This is a genomic window from Propylenella binzhouense (assembly GCF_009866965.1).
Classification (GTDB): Bacteria; Pseudomonadota; Alphaproteobacteria; order Rhizobiales; family Afifellaceae; genus Propylenella; species Propylenella binzhouense.
In genome coordinates this window covers 17,770-32,834 of the sequence record NZ_SPKJ01000044.1, presented here as the reverse complement: position 1 = coordinate 32,834, position 15,065 = coordinate 17,770, and the positions used below count along the sequence as shown (strand labels likewise).

Annotated in this window: 15 protein-coding genes; 12 read left to right on the top strand and 3 right to left on the bottom strand. The window is 70.1% G+C overall.

What is annotated here, in order from left to right:
• From proB to E4O86_RS13150, 9 genes are all read left to right on the top strand, one after another.
• The coding region (gene proB, locus E4O86_RS13190; RefSeq protein WP_161141011.1) for a glutamate 5-kinase at positions 1 to 906 on the top strand (906 nt) is incomplete at its 5' end.
• A gap of 92 nt (positions 907 to 998) precedes the next feature.
• Positions 999 to 2,303: a glutamate-5-semialdehyde dehydrogenase gene (locus tag E4O86_RS13185; protein WP_161141015.1), complete on the top strand. Its 1,305-nt coding sequence runs from the start codon at positions 999 to 1,001 to the stop codon at positions 2,301 to 2,303.
• Positions 2,300 to 2,944: a nicotinate-nucleotide adenylyltransferase gene (locus tag E4O86_RS13180; protein WP_246206380.1), complete on the top strand. Its 645-nt coding sequence runs from the start codon at positions 2,300 to 2,302 to the stop codon at positions 2,942 to 2,944. Before E4O86_RS13185 ends, E4O86_RS13180 begins: the two co-directional genes overlap by 4 nt.
• Positions 2,945 to 3,058: 114 nt before the next feature.
• Positions 3,059 to 3,445, top strand: a complete 387-nt coding sequence (gene rsfS / locus E4O86_RS13175) for a ribosome silencing factor (RefSeq protein ID WP_343039159.1) — start codon at positions 3,059 to 3,061, stop codon at positions 3,443 to 3,445.
• Positions 3,446 to 3,451: 6 nt separating this feature from the next.
• The gene (rlmH, locus tag E4O86_RS13170; protein WP_161141010.1) at positions 3,452 to 3,934 is read left to right on the top strand and encodes a 23S rRNA (pseudouridine(1915)-N(3))-methyltransferase RlmH; all 483 of its coding nucleotides are present in this window, start codon (positions 3,452 to 3,454) and stop codon (positions 3,932 to 3,934) included.
• A gap of 31 nt (positions 3,935 to 3,965) precedes the next feature.
• On the top strand, positions 3,966 to 5,339 hold the full coding sequence (locus E4O86_RS13165; protein WP_161141009.1) for a murein hydrolase activator EnvC family protein: 1,374 nt from the start codon (positions 3,966 to 3,968) through the stop codon (positions 5,337 to 5,339).
• Positions 5,336 to 6,736: a S41 family peptidase gene (locus tag E4O86_RS13160; RefSeq protein WP_161141008.1), complete on the top strand. Its 1,401-nt coding sequence runs from the start codon at positions 5,336 to 5,338 to the stop codon at positions 6,734 to 6,736. The genes E4O86_RS13165 and E4O86_RS13160 overlap by 4 nt, the downstream gene beginning before the upstream one ends.
• Positions 6,737 to 6,784: 48 nt before the next feature.
• Entirely contained in the window at positions 6,785 to 7,933 is a 1,149-nt protein-coding gene (locus E4O86_RS13155) for a divergent polysaccharide deacetylase family protein (protein ID WP_161141007.1), read from the top strand.
• Positions 7,934 to 7,947: 14 nt separating this feature from the next.
• Complete coding sequence (locus tag E4O86_RS13150; RefSeq protein ID WP_161141006.1) at positions 7,948 to 8,451, top strand: RNA pyrophosphohydrolase; 504 nt, start codon at positions 7,948 to 7,950, stop codon at positions 8,449 to 8,451.
• A 3-nt stretch (positions 8,452 to 8,454) separates the two neighbouring features.
• On the opposite strand, the gene E4O86_RS13145 is transcribed toward E4O86_RS13150, so the two are convergent.
• Together E4O86_RS13145 and E4O86_RS13140 are read right to left on the bottom strand one after the other, a co-directional pair.
• The gene (locus E4O86_RS13145; RefSeq protein ID WP_205520867.1) at positions 8,455 to 9,903 is read right to left on the bottom strand and encodes a M48 family metalloprotease; all 1,449 of its coding nucleotides are present in this window, start codon (positions 9,901 to 9,903) and stop codon (positions 8,455 to 8,457) included.
• Positions 9,904 to 9,946: 43 nt separating this feature from the next.
• Positions 9,947 to 10,702 carry a thermonuclease family protein gene (locus tag E4O86_RS13140; protein WP_161141004.1) on the bottom strand — a complete coding sequence of 252 codons (756 nt, stop codon included), beginning with the start codon at positions 10,700 to 10,702 and terminating at the stop codon, positions 9,947 to 9,949.
• Positions 10,703 to 10,858: 156 nt separating this feature from the next.
• On the opposite strand from E4O86_RS13140, the gene E4O86_RS13135 reads away from it, so the two are divergent.
• The 3 genes from E4O86_RS13135 to E4O86_RS13125 all read left to right on the top strand — a co-directional run bounded on the left by E4O86_RS13135 (position 10,859) and on the right by E4O86_RS13125 (position 13,846).
• Positions 10,859 to 11,851: a UDP-glucuronic acid decarboxylase family protein gene (locus tag E4O86_RS13135; protein ID WP_161141003.1), complete on the top strand. Its 993-nt coding sequence runs from the start codon at positions 10,859 to 10,861 to the stop codon at positions 11,849 to 11,851.
• A 63-nt stretch (positions 11,852 to 11,914) separates the two neighbouring features.
• The gene (locus E4O86_RS13130) at positions 11,915 to 13,255 is read left to right on the top strand and encodes a UDP-glucose dehydrogenase family protein (protein WP_161141002.1); all 1,341 of its coding nucleotides are present in this window, start codon (positions 11,915 to 11,917) and stop codon (positions 13,253 to 13,255) included.
• Between the two features lie 54 nt (positions 13,256 to 13,309).
• Positions 13,310 to 13,846: an O-acetyl-ADP-ribose deacetylase gene (locus E4O86_RS13125; RefSeq protein WP_161141001.1), complete on the top strand. Its 537-nt coding sequence runs from the start codon at positions 13,310 to 13,312 to the stop codon at positions 13,844 to 13,846.
• Positions 13,847 to 13,873: 27 nt separating this feature from the next.
• On the opposite strand, the gene E4O86_RS13120 is transcribed toward E4O86_RS13125, so the two are convergent.
• Positions 13,874 to 15,040, bottom strand: a complete 1,167-nt coding sequence (locus tag E4O86_RS13120) for a M20 aminoacylase family protein (RefSeq protein ID WP_161141000.1) — start codon at positions 15,038 to 15,040, stop codon at positions 13,874 to 13,876.
• Between the last annotated feature and the right edge of the window lie 25 nt (positions 15,041 to 15,065).

Here is a 15,065-nt window from a genome sequence, read left to right as displayed (position 1 = left end):
AAGCTCGACGAGGCGCAGGCGGCGGCGGCGGTCGGCCAGGTGGCGCTCGCCGGCGCCTGGGCGGGCGCCCTCGCGGAGCGCGGGCTCGCGGCCGCGCAGATCCTCCTCACGCTCGGCGACACCGAAGAGCGCCGCCGCTATCTCAACGCCCGCGCCACGATCGGGACGCTCCTCAAGCTCCGCGCCGTGCCGATCATCAACGAGAACGACACCGTCGCCACCAACGAGATCCGCTACGGCGACAACGACCGTCTTGCCGCGCGCGTCGCCGCCATGGTCGGCGCCGACTGCCTCGTCCTCCTCTCCGACATAGACGGGCTCTACAGCGCCCCGCCCCAGCAGGATCCCGGCGCCCGCTTCATCCCGCACGTGCCGGCGATCACGGCCGAGATCGAGGCGATGGCCGGGGCGGCGGGGTCCGAGCTCTCGCGCGGCGGCATGAAGACCAAGATCGAGGCCGGCAAGATCGCCACCGCCGCGGGCGCGGCGATGGTGATCGCGAGCGGCCGCGTCGCCAATCCGCTCGCGGCGATCGACGGCGGCGCGCGCGCCACGTGGTTCGATCCGCTTGCGACGCCCGCCTCCGCGCGGAAGGCCTGGATCGCCGGCCATATCGAGCCGCGCGGCACCGTCGTGGTCGATCGCGGCGCCGCGGCGGCGCTCCGCTCCGGCAAGAGCCTGCTCCCCGCCGGCGTGGTGAACGTGACGGGCAGCTTCGGCCGCGGCGACGCCGTCATCATCGTCAACGGCGACGGCGCGGAACTCGGCCGCGGCCTCGTCGCCTTCGATTTCGCCGAGGCGCAGAAGATCGCCGGCCGCCGCAGCCACGAGATCGAGGGCATCCTCGGCTATCCCGGCCGGTCCGTGATGGTCCATCGCGACGACATGGTGCTCCGCGAAGGCTAGGCGCGAAGGGCGTGCGCCTGCCGGCGAGACAGGCCGGCTTGGCTGCGCTATAGGAGCGCGACCATCGATCGCGTCGACGGAACGGGATGAAGATGCAAGCCAAGCGCAAGGATTATGCGGTCGTCGGGGCCGAGCGCGAGCCGGTCGAGACCGTCATGCGCCGGATCGGCGAGAAGGCGCGCCTCGTCGCTTCCGCGCTTGCCAATGCGGGCTCCGCGGCGAAGAATTGCGCGCTCACCGAGGCCGCCGCGGCGCTTCGCCGGCGGCAGGCGGAGCTCCTTGCCGCGAATGAAGAGGACGTGGCGGCGATGCGCTCGGCCGGCACCAGCGCGGCGATGATCGACCGCGGCACGCTCGATCCCGCGCGGATCGAGGCGATCGCCGCCTCGCTCGAGGCGATCGCCTCGCTTCCCGATCCGGTCGGTGCCGTCATGGCGGAATGGGACCGTCCGAACGGGCTCCGCATCGAGCGCGTGCGCACCCCGATCGGCGTGATCGGCGTGATCTTCGAGAGCCGGCCGAACGTGACCGCCGATGCCGGCGGGCTCTGCCTGAAGGCCGGCAATGCCGTGATCCTGCGCGGCGGCTCGGATACCCATCGCAGCTCCGCCGCGATCCATGCCTGCCTCGCGGAGGGGCTGCAGGCGGCCGGACTGCCGGAAGACGCCGTCCAGCTCGTCCCCACCACCGACCGCGCGGCGGTCGGCGCCATGCTGCGCGGCCTCGACGGCAATCTCGATGTGATCGTGCCGCGCGGCGGCAAGAGCCTCGTCGCGCGCGTCCAGGAGGAGGCGCGCGTCCCGGTCTTCGCGCATCTCGAAGGCGTCTGCCACGTCTATGTCCGCGGGCCGGTCGATCTGGAGATGGCGAAGCGCATCGTGGTCAATGCCAAGATGCGCCGCACCGGCATCTGCGGCGCGGCGGAGACGCTGCTCGTCGACGCGGCGATCGCCGGCACGCATCTGAAGCCGCTCGTGGAGGCGCTGATCGAGGCCGGCTGCGAGGTGCGTGGCGACGAGCACGTCCGCGCGGCGGTTCCCGCGGCAAAGGCGGCCGCCGAGGCGGATTGGTACGCCGAATATCTCGACGCGATCATCGCCGTGCGGGTGGTCGACGGGCTCGACGCCGCGATCGCCCACGTCGCCCGCTACGGCTCGCACCACACCGACGCGATCGTCACGGACGATGCGGCGGCTGCCGAGCGCTTCCTGAACGAGGTCGATTCCGCCATCGTCATGCACAACGCCTCGACCCAGTTCGCGGATGGCGGCGAGTTCGGCATGGGTGCGGAGATCGGCATCGCGACCGGCAAGATGCATGCGCGCGGCCCGGTCGGAGTCGAGCAGCTCACGAGCTTCAAGTACCGCGTGCGCGGGACCGGCCAGACCCGTCCTTGACGGAGCCTGTCCTCCGCAGCCGGGTCTTCCGCGGGCTGCCGCCGCATCCGGCGGGGCTGAGGGTCGGGCTCTATGGCGGCAGCTTCAACCCGGCGCATGCGGGCCACCGGCATGTCAGCCTGCTCGCGCTGAGGCGCCTCTCGCTCGACCAGGTCTGGTGGCTCGTCACCCCGGGCAATCCGCTGAAGATGACGGGCGGGCTGCCGCCGCAGCGCGAGCGCATGGCGCAGGCGGCGGCGGTGGCGAGGCATCCGCGCATTGCCGTGACCGGGCTTGAGGCGGAGATCGGAACGCGCTTCACCGCCGATCTCGTCGCCTGGCTCGCCGAGCGGCTGCCGCTCGTGCGATTCGTCTGGATCATGGGCAGCGACAATCTCTGCCAGTTCGACCGCTGGGAACGGTTCGAGGCGATCGCCGGGACGGTTCCCCTGGCGGTGGTCAACCGGCCGGGCAGCCTCGCCGCGCCGCTCGCCGCCCGGGCCGCGCACAGGCTCGCGCGCTGGCGCATTCCCGAGGCGGAGAGCCATGTCCTTGCAGACCTCGCGCCGCCCGCCTGGGTCTATCTGACCGGTCCGCGCACCCGGCTTTCGTCCACCGCGGTGCGGTCTTCGACAAGTCCGCCGCGCATCGTCGCGTCTTGAAATGTTCACGTCTGAAGACCTATCTTGGGGGCGTGGCGCAGTGCCACATCATCAAGGGTTACGACGAAAGAGGACCAGACCCTGACTAGTGCCCGATATGAAGAAGGCGGCGTTGTGCACGCGCCTTCTGGGGCAATACCGGGTGCGGACAATGCCCCGGCCAGCCCTTTGGCCACGATCCTCTCCAGCCTCGAGGATGCGAAGGCCGAAGACACCGTCCAGATCGACATCGCTGAGAAGTCTTCGCTGGGCGATCACATGGTCGTGACCTCCGGTCGGTCGCACCGGCATGTCGCGGCGATCGCGGATCACCTGGTGAAGGACCTCAAGGGCGCGGGCTTCGGCCCGGTCCGGGTCGAGGGACTCCCGCATTGCGACTGGGTCCTGATCGACGTCGGCGACGTGATCGTGCACGTATTCCGGCCCGAAGTGCGCGAATTCTACAACATCGAGAAGATGTGGGCGGCCGAGCCCTATTCGGATCGCCGCGCGACTGCCTGAGGGCGAATGGAAATTGCCCTCCTGGCCGTCGGTCGGCTGAAGGCGGGCCCGGAATCGGAGCTCTGCCGCCGCTATCTCGAGCGGGCGCAGGCGGTCGGGCGCGGGCTGGGGTTCCGAGGCTTCCAGGTCGCGGAGCTGAGCGAGGGACGCGCCCCGCGGCCCGAGGAGCGCAAGGCGCAGGAAGCGGAGGCGCTGCTCGCCCAGGTCGCGGCGGACGATTTTCTCGTCCTTCTCGACGAGGGCGGAGACGAGCTCACCAGCGCGGCCTTCGCGGCGCTCCTGCGGAAGCGGGCGGAAGCCGGCTGCCGCCGGGCCTGCTTCGCGATCGGGGGCGCGGACGGCCACGGCGATGCGCTGCGCGGCCGCGCCGGCGCCGCGATCGCCTTCGGGCGCATGACCTGGCCCCACCAGCTCGCGCGCATCCTCTTGGCCGAGCAACTCTATCGTGCCATGACCATTCTCTCGGGGCATCCGTACCATCGCGCGTGAAGCGGCGCTCGGCGCGTGGCAGATTCGGACAATGGCGAATCGCGAATTCCTGTTGCGAGCGTTCGGCGGCCTGCTCGGCGCCTGCCTGTCGGCATGGCCGGTCGCGGCCGCCTGCGCGCGCGATGCCGAAACGCCGGGCCCGCCGTCCGGCGGGGAGGCGGCGGCGACCGAGGTCGCGGCGGTAAGCCCGGAGGAGCGCCGGCGCCTGCGCCAGTCGGAGCTCGATTCGATCCGGCGGTCGATGGTCGTCTCCGAGAAGCGGCAGGCGGCTCTCCGGGCCGAGATCGAGGGGCTTGAGACCGACCGGGCGAAGCTCAGCAGCGATCTCATCGCCACGGCCGAGCGCATGCGCCGGACGGAATCGGAGATCGGCGAGATCGAGATGCGCCTCGACCGGCTGCACGCCAACGAGGACGGCGTGCGGCAGTCGCTCGCCAACCGGCGCGCGGTGCTCGTGGACGTGCTCATGGCGCTTCAGCGGATGGGGCGGAGCCCGCCGCCGGCGCTCCTCTCGCAGCCGAAGGATGCGGTCGGGGCGATCCGGAGCTCGATCCTGGCGAGCGCCGTGCTGCCGGAGATCAAGGTCGAGGCGGAAGCGCTCGCCGCCGATCTCCAGGAGCTGACGCAGCTCGGCGCGCGGATCGGAGAGGAGCGGGAGCGGCTCAAGCAGCGCTACGCGGCGCTCGGCGAGGAGCAGAGCCGGATCGATATCCTCGTCAAGACGAAGCGCGAGCAGCGCCGGCAGACCGAGGCCGCGCTCCGCGCCGAGCAGCAGAAATCGGCCGAGCTCGCCGAGCAGGCCGAGAGTCTCAGCCAGCTCATCGGTTCGCTCGAGAAGGAGCTCGGCAGCGCGGCCGAGGCCGGCAGGCAGGCGGCGAAGACGGGCGAGATCAGCAAGCCCGCCAACCGCACCGAGGCGAAGCGGCGCTTCGCCGACACCAGCCGGATCGCGCCTGCGGTGCGGTTCGCCGACGCGAAGGGGCTGCTCACGAAGCCCGTGGCCGGCCAGGACATGCTCGGCTTCGGGCAGCCGGACGGTCTCGGCGGCGCCGCCCAGGGGCTCTCCATCGCCGCCTTCCCTGGCGCGAGCGTGGTGTCGCCGGCCGACGGCTGGGTGGTCTATGCCGGCCCGTTCCGTTCGTACGGCCAGGTCTTGATACTGAATACCGGCGATGGCTATCATATCGTCTTGGCCGGCATGGAACGGATCGATGCGGCTTTGGGTCAGTTCGTCCTCTCTGGGGAACCTGTCGCCGTGATGGGCGCGCGAAGGCTCGCGAGCATCGGCGATGTCGACCCGAATTCCGCCCAACCCATCCTATATGTGGAGTTCCGGAAGGATGGTGCTGCGATCGATCCCACACCTTGGTGGGGCCGGGGCGGCGACGACGAGGTGAGAGGATGATAGGCAAGTTTGGTCATTTGGCCGCAGGCGTCGTGATCGGCGCCCTCGCCGTCGGAAGCGCATCCCAGGTCGCGGGCTTCGGGAATGCCACCGCGGCAGGTACGGACACGTACCGGCAGCTGAACCTGTTCGGCGACGTGTTCGAGCGGATCCGCGGCAATTACGTCGAGGAGCCCGACGAATCGAAGCTGATCGAGAGCGCCATCGACGGCATGCTCACCTCGCTCGACCCCCATTCGAGCTATCTCAATCCGAAGAACTTCCGCGACATGCAGGTGCAGACCCGCGGCGAGTTCGGCGGGCTCGGGATCGAGGTCACGATGGAGAACGACCTGCTCAAGGTCGTCACGCCCATCGACGACACCCCGGCGCAGAAGGCCGGCGTCCTCGCGGGCGACATCATCACCCATCTCGACGGCGAGGAGATCCAGGGCCTCACGCTGCGGGAGGCTGTCGACAAGATGCGTGGCCCGGTCAATTCCGAGATCCAGCTCACCATCCGCCGCGAAGGCGCCGAGGACCCGCTCAAGATCAAGGTCCGGCGCGACATCATCCGCATCAAGTCGGTGAAGTACCGCGTCGAGGACGATGTCGGCTACATCCGGATCAGCCAGTTCAACGAGCAGACCACCGACGGCCTCGACCAGGCGCTCGCCGACATCGAGAAGACGGTGCCGGCCGACAAGCTGAAGGGCTTCGTGGTCGATCTCCGCAACAATCCGGGCGGGCTGCTCGATCAGGCGATCTCCGTGAGCGACGCCTTCCTCGACAACGGGGAGGTGGTCTCCACGCGCGGCCGCAAGCCCGAGGACGCCCAGCGCTTCACGGCGCGGCCGGGCGATCTCGCGGACAAGAAGCCGGTCATCGTGCTGGTGAACGGCGGCTCCGCATCGGCCTCGGAGATCGTTGCCGGCGCCCTGCAGGACCATCGGCGGGCGACGATCGTCGGCACGCGTTCGTTCGGGAAGGGCTCGGTGCAGACCATCATCCCGCTCGGCCGGAACGGGGCGATCCGCCTCACCACCGCGCGCTATTACACGCCGTCGGGGCGCTCGATCCAGGCCAAGGGGATCGAGCCGGACATCGAGATCAACCAGGACATCCCGGACGATCTCAAGGGCAAGCTCGACACGACGAGCGAGGCCGACCTGAGGGGTCACCTCCTCAACGACGAAGAGCGGAAGGCGCTCGAGGCGAAGAAGAACGAGGAGAAGGCCATCCAGGATCAGGCCGGCGAGGCGACCGACGAGGAGAAGAGCCATGGCGGCGGCTCCTCCGCCTACGTTCCGCCCGACCCGAAGGACGACAAGCAGCTCAACTATGCTTTCGACCTCCTGCGCGGCATTCAGGTGAACAGCCGATTCCCGGCGCACCCGGAGCAGGGTATACCTAACTGACGATTCGGCCGGCGCGCCGCGCGCGCCGCGCTTCCTTCCGTCAGGGGTATGTCGGCGAACGATCTCAACCAGCCGCTGCGGAACCGACGGCCCCGCTCCACCGGGCGGGGACCGACGGGGATCGTGATCCCGGCCGTCGTCACCCTCGGCTGCGTGCTCGCCGCCCTGGCGCTGATCTGGGTGGCGGTGGTCGACGACCCGGCCGGCGGACGCTTCCAGGCGGTCGTCGCCATCGCGGACGCCTCGCCGGACAATACGGCCTCGATCGGCAAGGCGCCGGCCGAGGCGGACAGGCCGGGCCGCGCCGCCGCACCGGCCGCCGGTACGGAAACGGGTCCCGATCTCGCCGCCTTCGCCGGCAGTTCCGCCTCGCCGGCGTTCAGGCGGGCGGGTTCGCAGCCGCTCCCCGAGCTCCTGGAAAGCAGCAGTTTCGGCCCGCTTCCCAGGATTTCCGGCGACGGGCTCCGGCCGCTCGACGCCTATGCCCGCTCGCCGGCCGGTTCGGTCGCGGGCGCCGGGCCGAACAGCCCGCGGATCGCGCTCGTGCTCGGCGGGCTCGGCATCAGCCAGACCGGGACGCAGCAGGCGATCCAGACGCTCCCCCCGGACGTCACGCTCGCCTTCGCCCCCTATGGCAGCAGCCTCGACCGCTGGGTGACCCGTGCGCGCGAGGACGGGCACGAAGTGGTCGTGCAGGTCCCGCTCGAGCCGCTCGGCTATCCGCAGGTGGATCCGGGCGAGCACACGCTGCTCGCCAGTGCCGAGCCGGACGCGAACATCCGCGATCTGCATTGGTCGATGGGCCGCATCACCAGCTACACGGCGGTGATGAACTACATGGGCGCGCGCTTCGCGAGCGAGGAGCCGGCGATGCGCGACCTGCTCGCGGAGATCGGCGGCCGCGGGCTCGCCTATATCGACGACGGCACCTCGCCCGGCAGCGTGGCGCGCCGGGTCGGAGAGGAGACCGGCGTCCCGGTCGTGGTGGCGGACAAGGTCGTCGATGCGGTGAGATCGAAGGACGCGATCGCGAAGGAGCTCTCCGCGCTGGAGGCGCTCGCCCGGCGCCGCGGCGGCGTCGCCGTCGGCGTGGCGAGCGCCTTTCCCACCACGATCCAGGCGCTTGCGGCCTGGATCCCGGAGGCCGAGGCGCGCGGCATAAGCCTTGTCCCGGTCAGCGCGGCGCTCGCCAGGTAAGGCAGAGGAATCCCGTGTCCGCCCACGATCCAAGCTACCGGCGCTGCGTCGGCCTCGCCGTCTTCAACCCGGCGGGCGCCGTCTTCATCGGCAAGCGCAAGGGAAGCGCGGAGACCGACGGCAGCCAGTATCAGTGGCAGATGCCGCAGGGCGGCATCGATCCGGGCGAGACCCCGCTTCAGGCCGCGCGGCGCGAGCTCTTCGAGGAGACCGGGATCCGCACCGTTTCGCTGCTCGGAGAATCGCGCGACTGGCTCTGCTACGATCTGCCGGGCGCCGCCGCGGCGCGCGCCTGGAAGGGCCGCTATCGCGGGCAGACGCAGAAATGGTTCGCCTTCCGGTTCGAGGGCGAGGAGAGCGAGATCGACATCGCCGCTCCCGGCCATGGCCATGCGGCGGAATTCAGCGCCTGGCGGTGGGAGCGGCTCGACCGGGTCGCCGACCTCGTCATCCCGTTCAAGCGGGGCGTCTACGAGCGGGTCGTTCTCGAATTCGCCCCGTTCGCGCGTCTCGGCTGAGCCTCACTCGAGGACGAGCTTCACCTTCTCGCCGGGGCTCACCACGTCCTGCTCGCCGAGACCGTTGAGCAGCCGGAAGAGCTCGAGCCGCCGGTCGGTGCCCTGCATCCGCGCCGCCAGGCTCGCGACGGTGTCGCCGGGCTTCACGTCGACCACCTCGATCGTGAGCGGGCGCAGCCGCGCGCTGTCCTGCGGGGTCAGCCGGCGGAACGAGGCGAGCGTCTCGTCGAGCGCGGCCGCGATCGCCTCGTCGCTCGAGCGGTCCGCGAAGATCATCCGGTACATGCTCGACCCGACCCTCACCGCGCCGATCCGGAAGAACCAGTCTCCGGCGCGCGCTTCCGCCGTGGCCGCGGGCAGGCCGTTGGCCGTCGTCTCGCGGATCGAGCCGTCGACGAGCCCGTTCACCCAGCCGGAGGCGAGATAGTCGGAGGGCGAGGTGTCGGCAGGGACCGGCACGCCGTCGAACCGCATGGCGGTGTTGGGCCCGGCCGCGGCAAGCACGGCCTCCTTGGTGTTCTCGAGCCGGTACGGCTCCGGCACGCTGAACCTGATCGAAAGCCGGGGATGCAGGTATTCGCGCCCGCGCACGAAGCCTTCGCCCGGGTCGTCCCCGTAGACGAGGCCGTCGAGGGCGGCGAGATAGGAATTGCGGTCGCCCGGGGTGGTGCCCGGTGCGCCGAACTGCCGCGCGGCCCGGAGCGCGAGCTCGCGCCGCTCGAGCGCGGTCGGATGCGAGGCGAGGAAGCTCTTCGGCTCGTCGCGGCTGCCGGTCGCGGAGCGGAACTCCGCATAGTGTTCGAGGCTGTCCAGGAAGCGCGACGCGGCGAACGGGTCGAAGCCGGCGCGCCCGGCGATCATGATGCCGATGCGGTCGGCCTCGACCTCCTGGTCCTGCGAGAAGCGGGCGACCGTGACGCGGGAGCGCAGGCGCGCCGATTGCTGCGCCACGGGGTCGCTGAGGACGTCGCTCGCCACCTTCTCCACGATGTCGGCCTGCTCGATCACCCGCGCCCGGGCGACCGCGTGGTTGGCGATCACGTGGGCGATCTCGTGCGAGAGCACGGCCGCGAGCTCCGAGCTGTCGTTCGTCAGCGCGAGCAGGCCGCGCGTGATGTAGAGATAGCCGCCCGGCAGTGCGAAGGCGTTCGCCACCGGCGAGTTGAGGATCGTCACCTTGTAGTGGCGCGAAGGATCGTCCGAGGCGGCGACGAGCCTGGAGACGACCTTCACGAGGGCGGCTTCGACCTGCGGGTTCCTGTAGACGCCGCCGAACTCCGCCACGACGCGCGGGTTCTCGCGCTCGCCGATCACCTCCTCGACGCGCGACGGCAGCCGCTTCGGCGTGACCGCCACCGGCTCGACGCGCGCCGGCACGGTGGCCGGAACGGATGTCATCTGGCAGCCGGAGAGGCCCAGCGCGAGGACGAGGATCGGTAGAATGCGACGCATCGCACCCCGCTTGCGCTGCGGGCCAGCCGGAATCAAGGCGACATCACCGTGTTTGTCGTTCCGAGCCATCGATAATCTCGATCTGTAGCGGCGAGCGCACAGCAAGGCGCGGCCGGTCGTCGCCGTCGAGGAAGCCGCGCACGCGGACGAAGCGGCCGACGAGGGCGTTGATCTCCGAATCCGTCCCGAAGCGTTCACGCTGCGCACTCTCGATGACGATTGCGAGATCCTTCGACCAGGATCCGCCGAGATTGAGATAAGTACGGCGCGGCCTGATCCCAACCGACTCGACGCGGCCTTCCGCGATCACGAAATCGCTGCGCCCGCCGGGCATGTTCCAGGTGCCGGAGACGAGGCTCCCGCCCGGCGCTTCGCCCCAGAAGCCGGCGCCCCCTTTCCGGGCGCGCTCCTCCGCGGCCGTGACGAGCGCAAGGCAGGGCGGGTCCTCGGAGGTCGGGACGCCGATTGCGAGCCCCGCCTCGGCGAGTTCCGCCTGCAGCAGCCCGCCGGGGCCGAAGACGAGCGAAGGGAGCCGGCCGTAGCGGTCCGGCCTGCCGGAGACCGGGGTGAAGGTGAGGGGCCCCCGCGCGAGCTCCGCCAGCCGGAGGGCGGCGCGCGTCTCGGCATCGGCGATCCCCGGGGCGAGGATGGAGAAGGGCTCCACCGATGCGAGGCTGAGCAGCCTGCCGTCGGAGAGCCGGATCGTGCGCGCGTCCGGCGCGGCGATGCCGATCCCCTGTTCCCGGCCTTGCGTGCAGTCGAACGCGGTTGCCGGCGCGTCCGGAAGCGCCCCGAGCAACAAAGCTGTCCAGAGTGGAATTGCCGTCTTTCTTAGCTGCGCCAGTTTCCCTTCGGGGCCGGTAGTTCCGGGCGGTCGGCTTGCGGGGCCCGCAGGCCGGATCGCTTCTGCCGGCATCCCTGATGGCAACTCGTCGAGCGTGAGGTCATTCGCACCATGAAGCATTGGAATAAGCGTATCCTCGTCACCGGCGGCGCGGGCTTTCTCGGCTCCCATCTTTGCGAGGCGCTGCTTGCGCGCGGACACGAAGTCCTGTGCGTCGACAATTTCTTCACCGGAACGCGAATGAACGTCGCGCATCTGCTCTCGAACCCTCGTTTCGAGGTGATGCGTCACGATATCACCATCCCGCTCTTCGTCGAGGTGGACGAGATCTACAACCTCGCCTGCCCGGCAAGCCCGATTCACTATCAGCACGACCCGGTGCAGACCACGAAGACGAGCATCCACGGCGCGATCAACATGCTCGGCCTGGCGAAGCGGCTCAAGGCGCGGATCCTGCAGGCGTCGACGAGCGAGGTCTACGGCGACCCGGAGGTCCATCCGCAGCGCGAGGACTATTGGGGCCGCGTCAATCCGATCGGCCCGCGCTCCTGCTATGACGAGGGCAAGCGCTGCGCCGAGACGCTGTTCTTCGATTACCAGCGCCAGCACGGTCTGGAGATCAGGGTGGCGCGGATCTTCAACACCTATGGCCCGCGCATGCATCCGAACGACGGACGCGTCGTCTCCAATTTTATCGTGCAGGCTCTGGCGGGGAGGCCGATTACCGTCTACGGGCAGGGCGACCAGACGCGCTCCTTCTGTTACGTGTCGGATCTGATCGAGGGTCTGATCGGATTGATGGACGCGCCAGGAGAGGTGAATGGGCCGGTCAATCTCGGCAATCCCCGCGAGTTCACGATCCGCGAGCTCGCGGAGCTCGTCGCCCGCTACACCGGGTCGGGATCGCGGATCGAGTTCCGGCCGCTGCCGCAGGACGACCCGCGCCAGCGCCGGCCCGACATCACGAAGGCGCGGGAATTGCTCGGCTGGGAACCGTCGGTCGATCTCGATGTGGGCCTCAAGCGGACGATCTCCTATTTCAGCGAATGCATGTCGACGACCAGCCAGGCGGCGAGGGCCGTTCCTCTGCGGGCTGCGACATGAGGCCCGCGGCGTCGGCTCGGAATTCGCCGCCGGCGGATCGCGCGCGATCGAAAGGATGATGCAATGAAGATCGTGATGATCGGGGCCGGCTATGTCGGCCTCGTCTCCGGTGCCTGCTTCTCCGATTTCGGCCACGAGGTCGTGGTGGTCGACAAGGACGAGGAGCGCGTCTCGCGTCTGGAGAAGGGCGAGATTCCCATCTACGAGCCGGGCCTCGAGGATCTCGTGGCGCGCAACCGTCTGGCCGGGCGGCTCTCCTTCTCGACCAGCCTGCCGGTGGCGATGGACCGGGCGCAGGCGGTCTTCATCGCGGTCGGAACGCCGGCGCGGCGCGGCGACGGCTTCGCCGATCTCACCTATGTCTACGCGGCGGCCGAGGAGATCGCGCGGGCGTGGACGGAGCCCTGCGTCGTCGTCTGCAAGTCGACCGTGCCGATCGGCACCAACCGCGAGGTGCTGCGCCGGATCAAGGCGATCCGGCCCGATGCCGCGGTGGAGGTCGCCTCCAATCCGGAATTCCTGCGCGAAGGCTCGGCGATCGAGGACTTCAAGCGGCCCGACAGGGTGGTGGTCGGGGCGGAGAGCGAGGCGGCGAAGGATGCGATGCGCCGCCTCTACCGGCCGCTCTCGCTCAATGAGACGCCGATCCTCTTCACCGGCCTGGAGACGGCGGAACTCATCAAGTACGCCGCGAATGCGTTCCTTGCGACCAAGATCACCTTCATCAACGAGATCGCCGATCTCTGCGAGAAGGTGGGCGCCAATGTGCAGGAGGTGGCGCGCGGGATAGGGCTCGACCGGCGCATCGGGTCGAAGTTCCTGCATGCCGGTCCGGGCTATGGCGGCTCCTGCTTCCCGAAGGACACGCTCGCCCTCCTCAACACGGCAAAGGGCGCGGGCGCGCCGGTGCGGATCGTCGAGACGGTGGTGGCCGTCAACGAGGCGCGCAAGCGCGCCATGGCCGAGCGCATCCTGGAGACGCTCGGTCCCGTCGAGGGCAGGTCGATCGCCGTGCTCGGGGTCACCTTCAAGCCGAACACGGACGACATGCGCGAGGCGCCGTCGCTCGCCATCATTCCGGCGCTCCAGGCGGCCGGCGCCCGCGTCAGGGCGCACGATCCGGAAGGCATGGAGGAGGCGGCCAGGCTGCTTTCGGACGTCGAGTGGTGCGACGGTCCCTATCACGCCGCGGAGGGCTCGGACGCCCTCGTCATCATCACCGAATGGGACGTCTACCGTGCGCTCGACCTGGTACGGCTGCGGCGGCTCATGAAAGGGTCCGCCTTCTTCGACCTGAGGAACATCTACAAGAGCCCCGAGGTGGAGGCGCACGGCTTCCGCCATTTCGGGGTCGGGATCGGCCGCCGGCGCGAGGTCGACATGGCCGCCGCGGATGCCGCCTGACGCCGGACAGCGGGCGGCCGCCTGCGGGCAGGGCGGTCCGGCCGCCGGAACGAGATGAACGAGCGCGTGCTCGGCCCCGTCCGGCTGCGCGTGGTGGTCGCGGACATCACGACGCTTGAGGTGGACGCGATCGTCAACGCGGCCAATGAAGGCCTCGCGCCCGGCGGCGGCGTATGCGGCGCCATCCACCGCGCCGCCGGTCCGCGGCTTGCGGAGGAATGCCGGGGGATCGGGCGCTGCCCGACCGGGGATGCCCGCATCACGGCGGGCTACGGCCTGCCCGCCCGCCATGTGATCCATGCCGTCGGGCCGGTCTGGCGGGGCGGCACGGCGGGGGAGGGGGAGCTCCTCGCCGCCGCCTACCGCTCCTCGCTCGCGCTTGCCGCGGAGCATCGGCTGGCGAGCATCGCCTTTCCGGCGATCTCGACAGGGATCTACGGCTATCCGCCCGCGGAGGCGGCCGACCGGGCGGTGAACGCGGTCGCCGCATTCGTCCGCGCCGGGCCGGGAAGCCTCAGGGACGTCGTCTTCTGCTGCTTTTCGGAGGATTCGGCGGCCGAACATCGCCGCGCCCTGGAACGGCTCGGATGATCCCGGGCCGCTTCCCCCCGATCGCGGTCAGATCGGCATCCGGCTCTCGACCAGCCGCACCCAGTAGGATGCCCCGTAGGGGATGGCCGCGTCGTTGAAGTCGTAGGCCGGGTGGTGCAGTCCCGCGCTGTCGCCGTTTCCGAGGAAGATCATCGCCCCCGGGCGCATCTCCAGCATGAAGGAGAAGTCCTCCGCGCCCATAGTCGGCGGGCAGTTCTCGTCCACGGCCGCCGCGCCCGCGACCTCGCCTGCGGCGGCAACCGCGCGGGCGGTCGCGCCGGCATCGTTGACGGTGACCGGGTAGTTCCGGAGGTAGGCAAACTCCGCGGACGCGCCGTAGGCGGCGGCGACGTTCTGAACGATCTCGCTGATCCGGCGCTCCAGCATGTCGCGGACGACCGGCTCCAGCGCCCGCGCCGTGCCCGTGATCTTCGCCCGGGACGGGATGATGTTGAAGGCCTCGCCGGCATGGAACGTCGTGACGGAGACGACCGCGCTCTTCAGCGGGTCGACGTTGCGCGCGACGATCGATTGCAGCGCCTGGACGAGATGGGTGCCGACGATGATCGGGTCGATGGTGGAGTGCGGCTTGGCCGCATGTCCGCCGCGTCCTTCCACCATGATCGTGAAATGGTCTGCCGAGGCCATGATCGGCCCGGGCCGCACCGCGAAATGCCCGACCGGCAGGCCCGGCATGTTGTGCATCCCGTAAACCTCCTCGATGCCGAACCGGTCGATGAGGCCGTCCTCCACCATGGCGCGGCCGCCGCCGCCGCCCTCTTCGGCCGGCTGGAAGATCACGACGGCCGTTCCGTCGAAGGCGCGCGTCTCCGCCAGGTGGCGGGCGGCGCCGAGAAGCATGGCCGTGTGCCCGTCATGGCCGCAGGCATGCATCTTGCCCGGCACTTCCGAGCTCCAGGGCTTTCCGCTTTCCTCCTCGAGCGGAAGCGCGTCCATGTCCGCCCGCAGCCCGATGGCGCCTCGGCGGCCGCCGCCGCGGCCGCGGATCACGCCGACGACGCCTGTCCGGCCGATCCCCTCCGCGACCTCGTCGCAGCCGAACGCCCTCAGCTTGGCGGCGACCGCGGCGGCGGTCCTGTGCACCTCGTAGAGAAGCTCCGGCTGGCGGTGGAAGTCGCGCCGCCAGTGGGCGATCTCCTCGGCGCGCTCTGCGATGCTGTTGAGGACGGGCATGGTCTGGTCTCCGGCGGGTCCTGGC

Bases quoted from the DNA above. Each gene is read 5' to 3' on its own strand.
- E4O86_RS13185 (WP_161141015.1), top strand. From the start codon at position 999: ATGCAAGCCAAGCGCAAGGATTATGCGGTCGTCGGGGCCGAGCGCGAG.
- rlmH (WP_161141010.1), top strand. From the start codon at position 3,452: ATGGAAATTGCCCTCCTGGCCGTCGGTCGGCTGAAGGCGGGCCCGGAA.
- E4O86_RS13165 (WP_161141009.1), top strand. From the start codon at position 3,966: ATGGCGAATCGCGAATTCCTGTTGCGAGCGTTCGGCGGCCTGCTCGGC.
- E4O86_RS13160 (WP_161141008.1), top strand. From the start codon at position 5,336: ATGATAGGCAAGTTTGGTCATTTGGCCGCAGGCGTCGTGATCGGCGCC.
- E4O86_RS13155 (WP_161141007.1), top strand. From the start codon at position 6,785: ATGTCGGCGAACGATCTCAACCAGCCGCTGCGGAACCGACGGCCCCGC.
- E4O86_RS13145 (WP_205520867.1), bottom strand. From the start codon at position 9,903: ATGCGTCGCATTCTACCGATCCTCGTCCTCGCGCTGGGCCTCTCCGGC.
- E4O86_RS13135 (WP_161141003.1), top strand. From the start codon at position 10,859: ATGAAGCATTGGAATAAGCGTATCCTCGTCACCGGCGGCGCGGGCTTT.
- E4O86_RS13130 (WP_161141002.1), top strand. From the start codon at position 11,915: ATGAAGATCGTGATGATCGGGGCCGGCTATGTCGGCCTCGTCTCCGGT.
- E4O86_RS13125 (WP_161141001.1), top strand. From the start codon at position 13,310: ATGAACGAGCGCGTGCTCGGCCCCGTCCGGCTGCGCGTGGTGGTCGCG.
- E4O86_RS13120 (WP_161141000.1), bottom strand. From the start codon at position 15,040: ATGCCCGTCCTCAACAGCATCGCAGAGCGCGCCGAGGAGATCGCCCAC.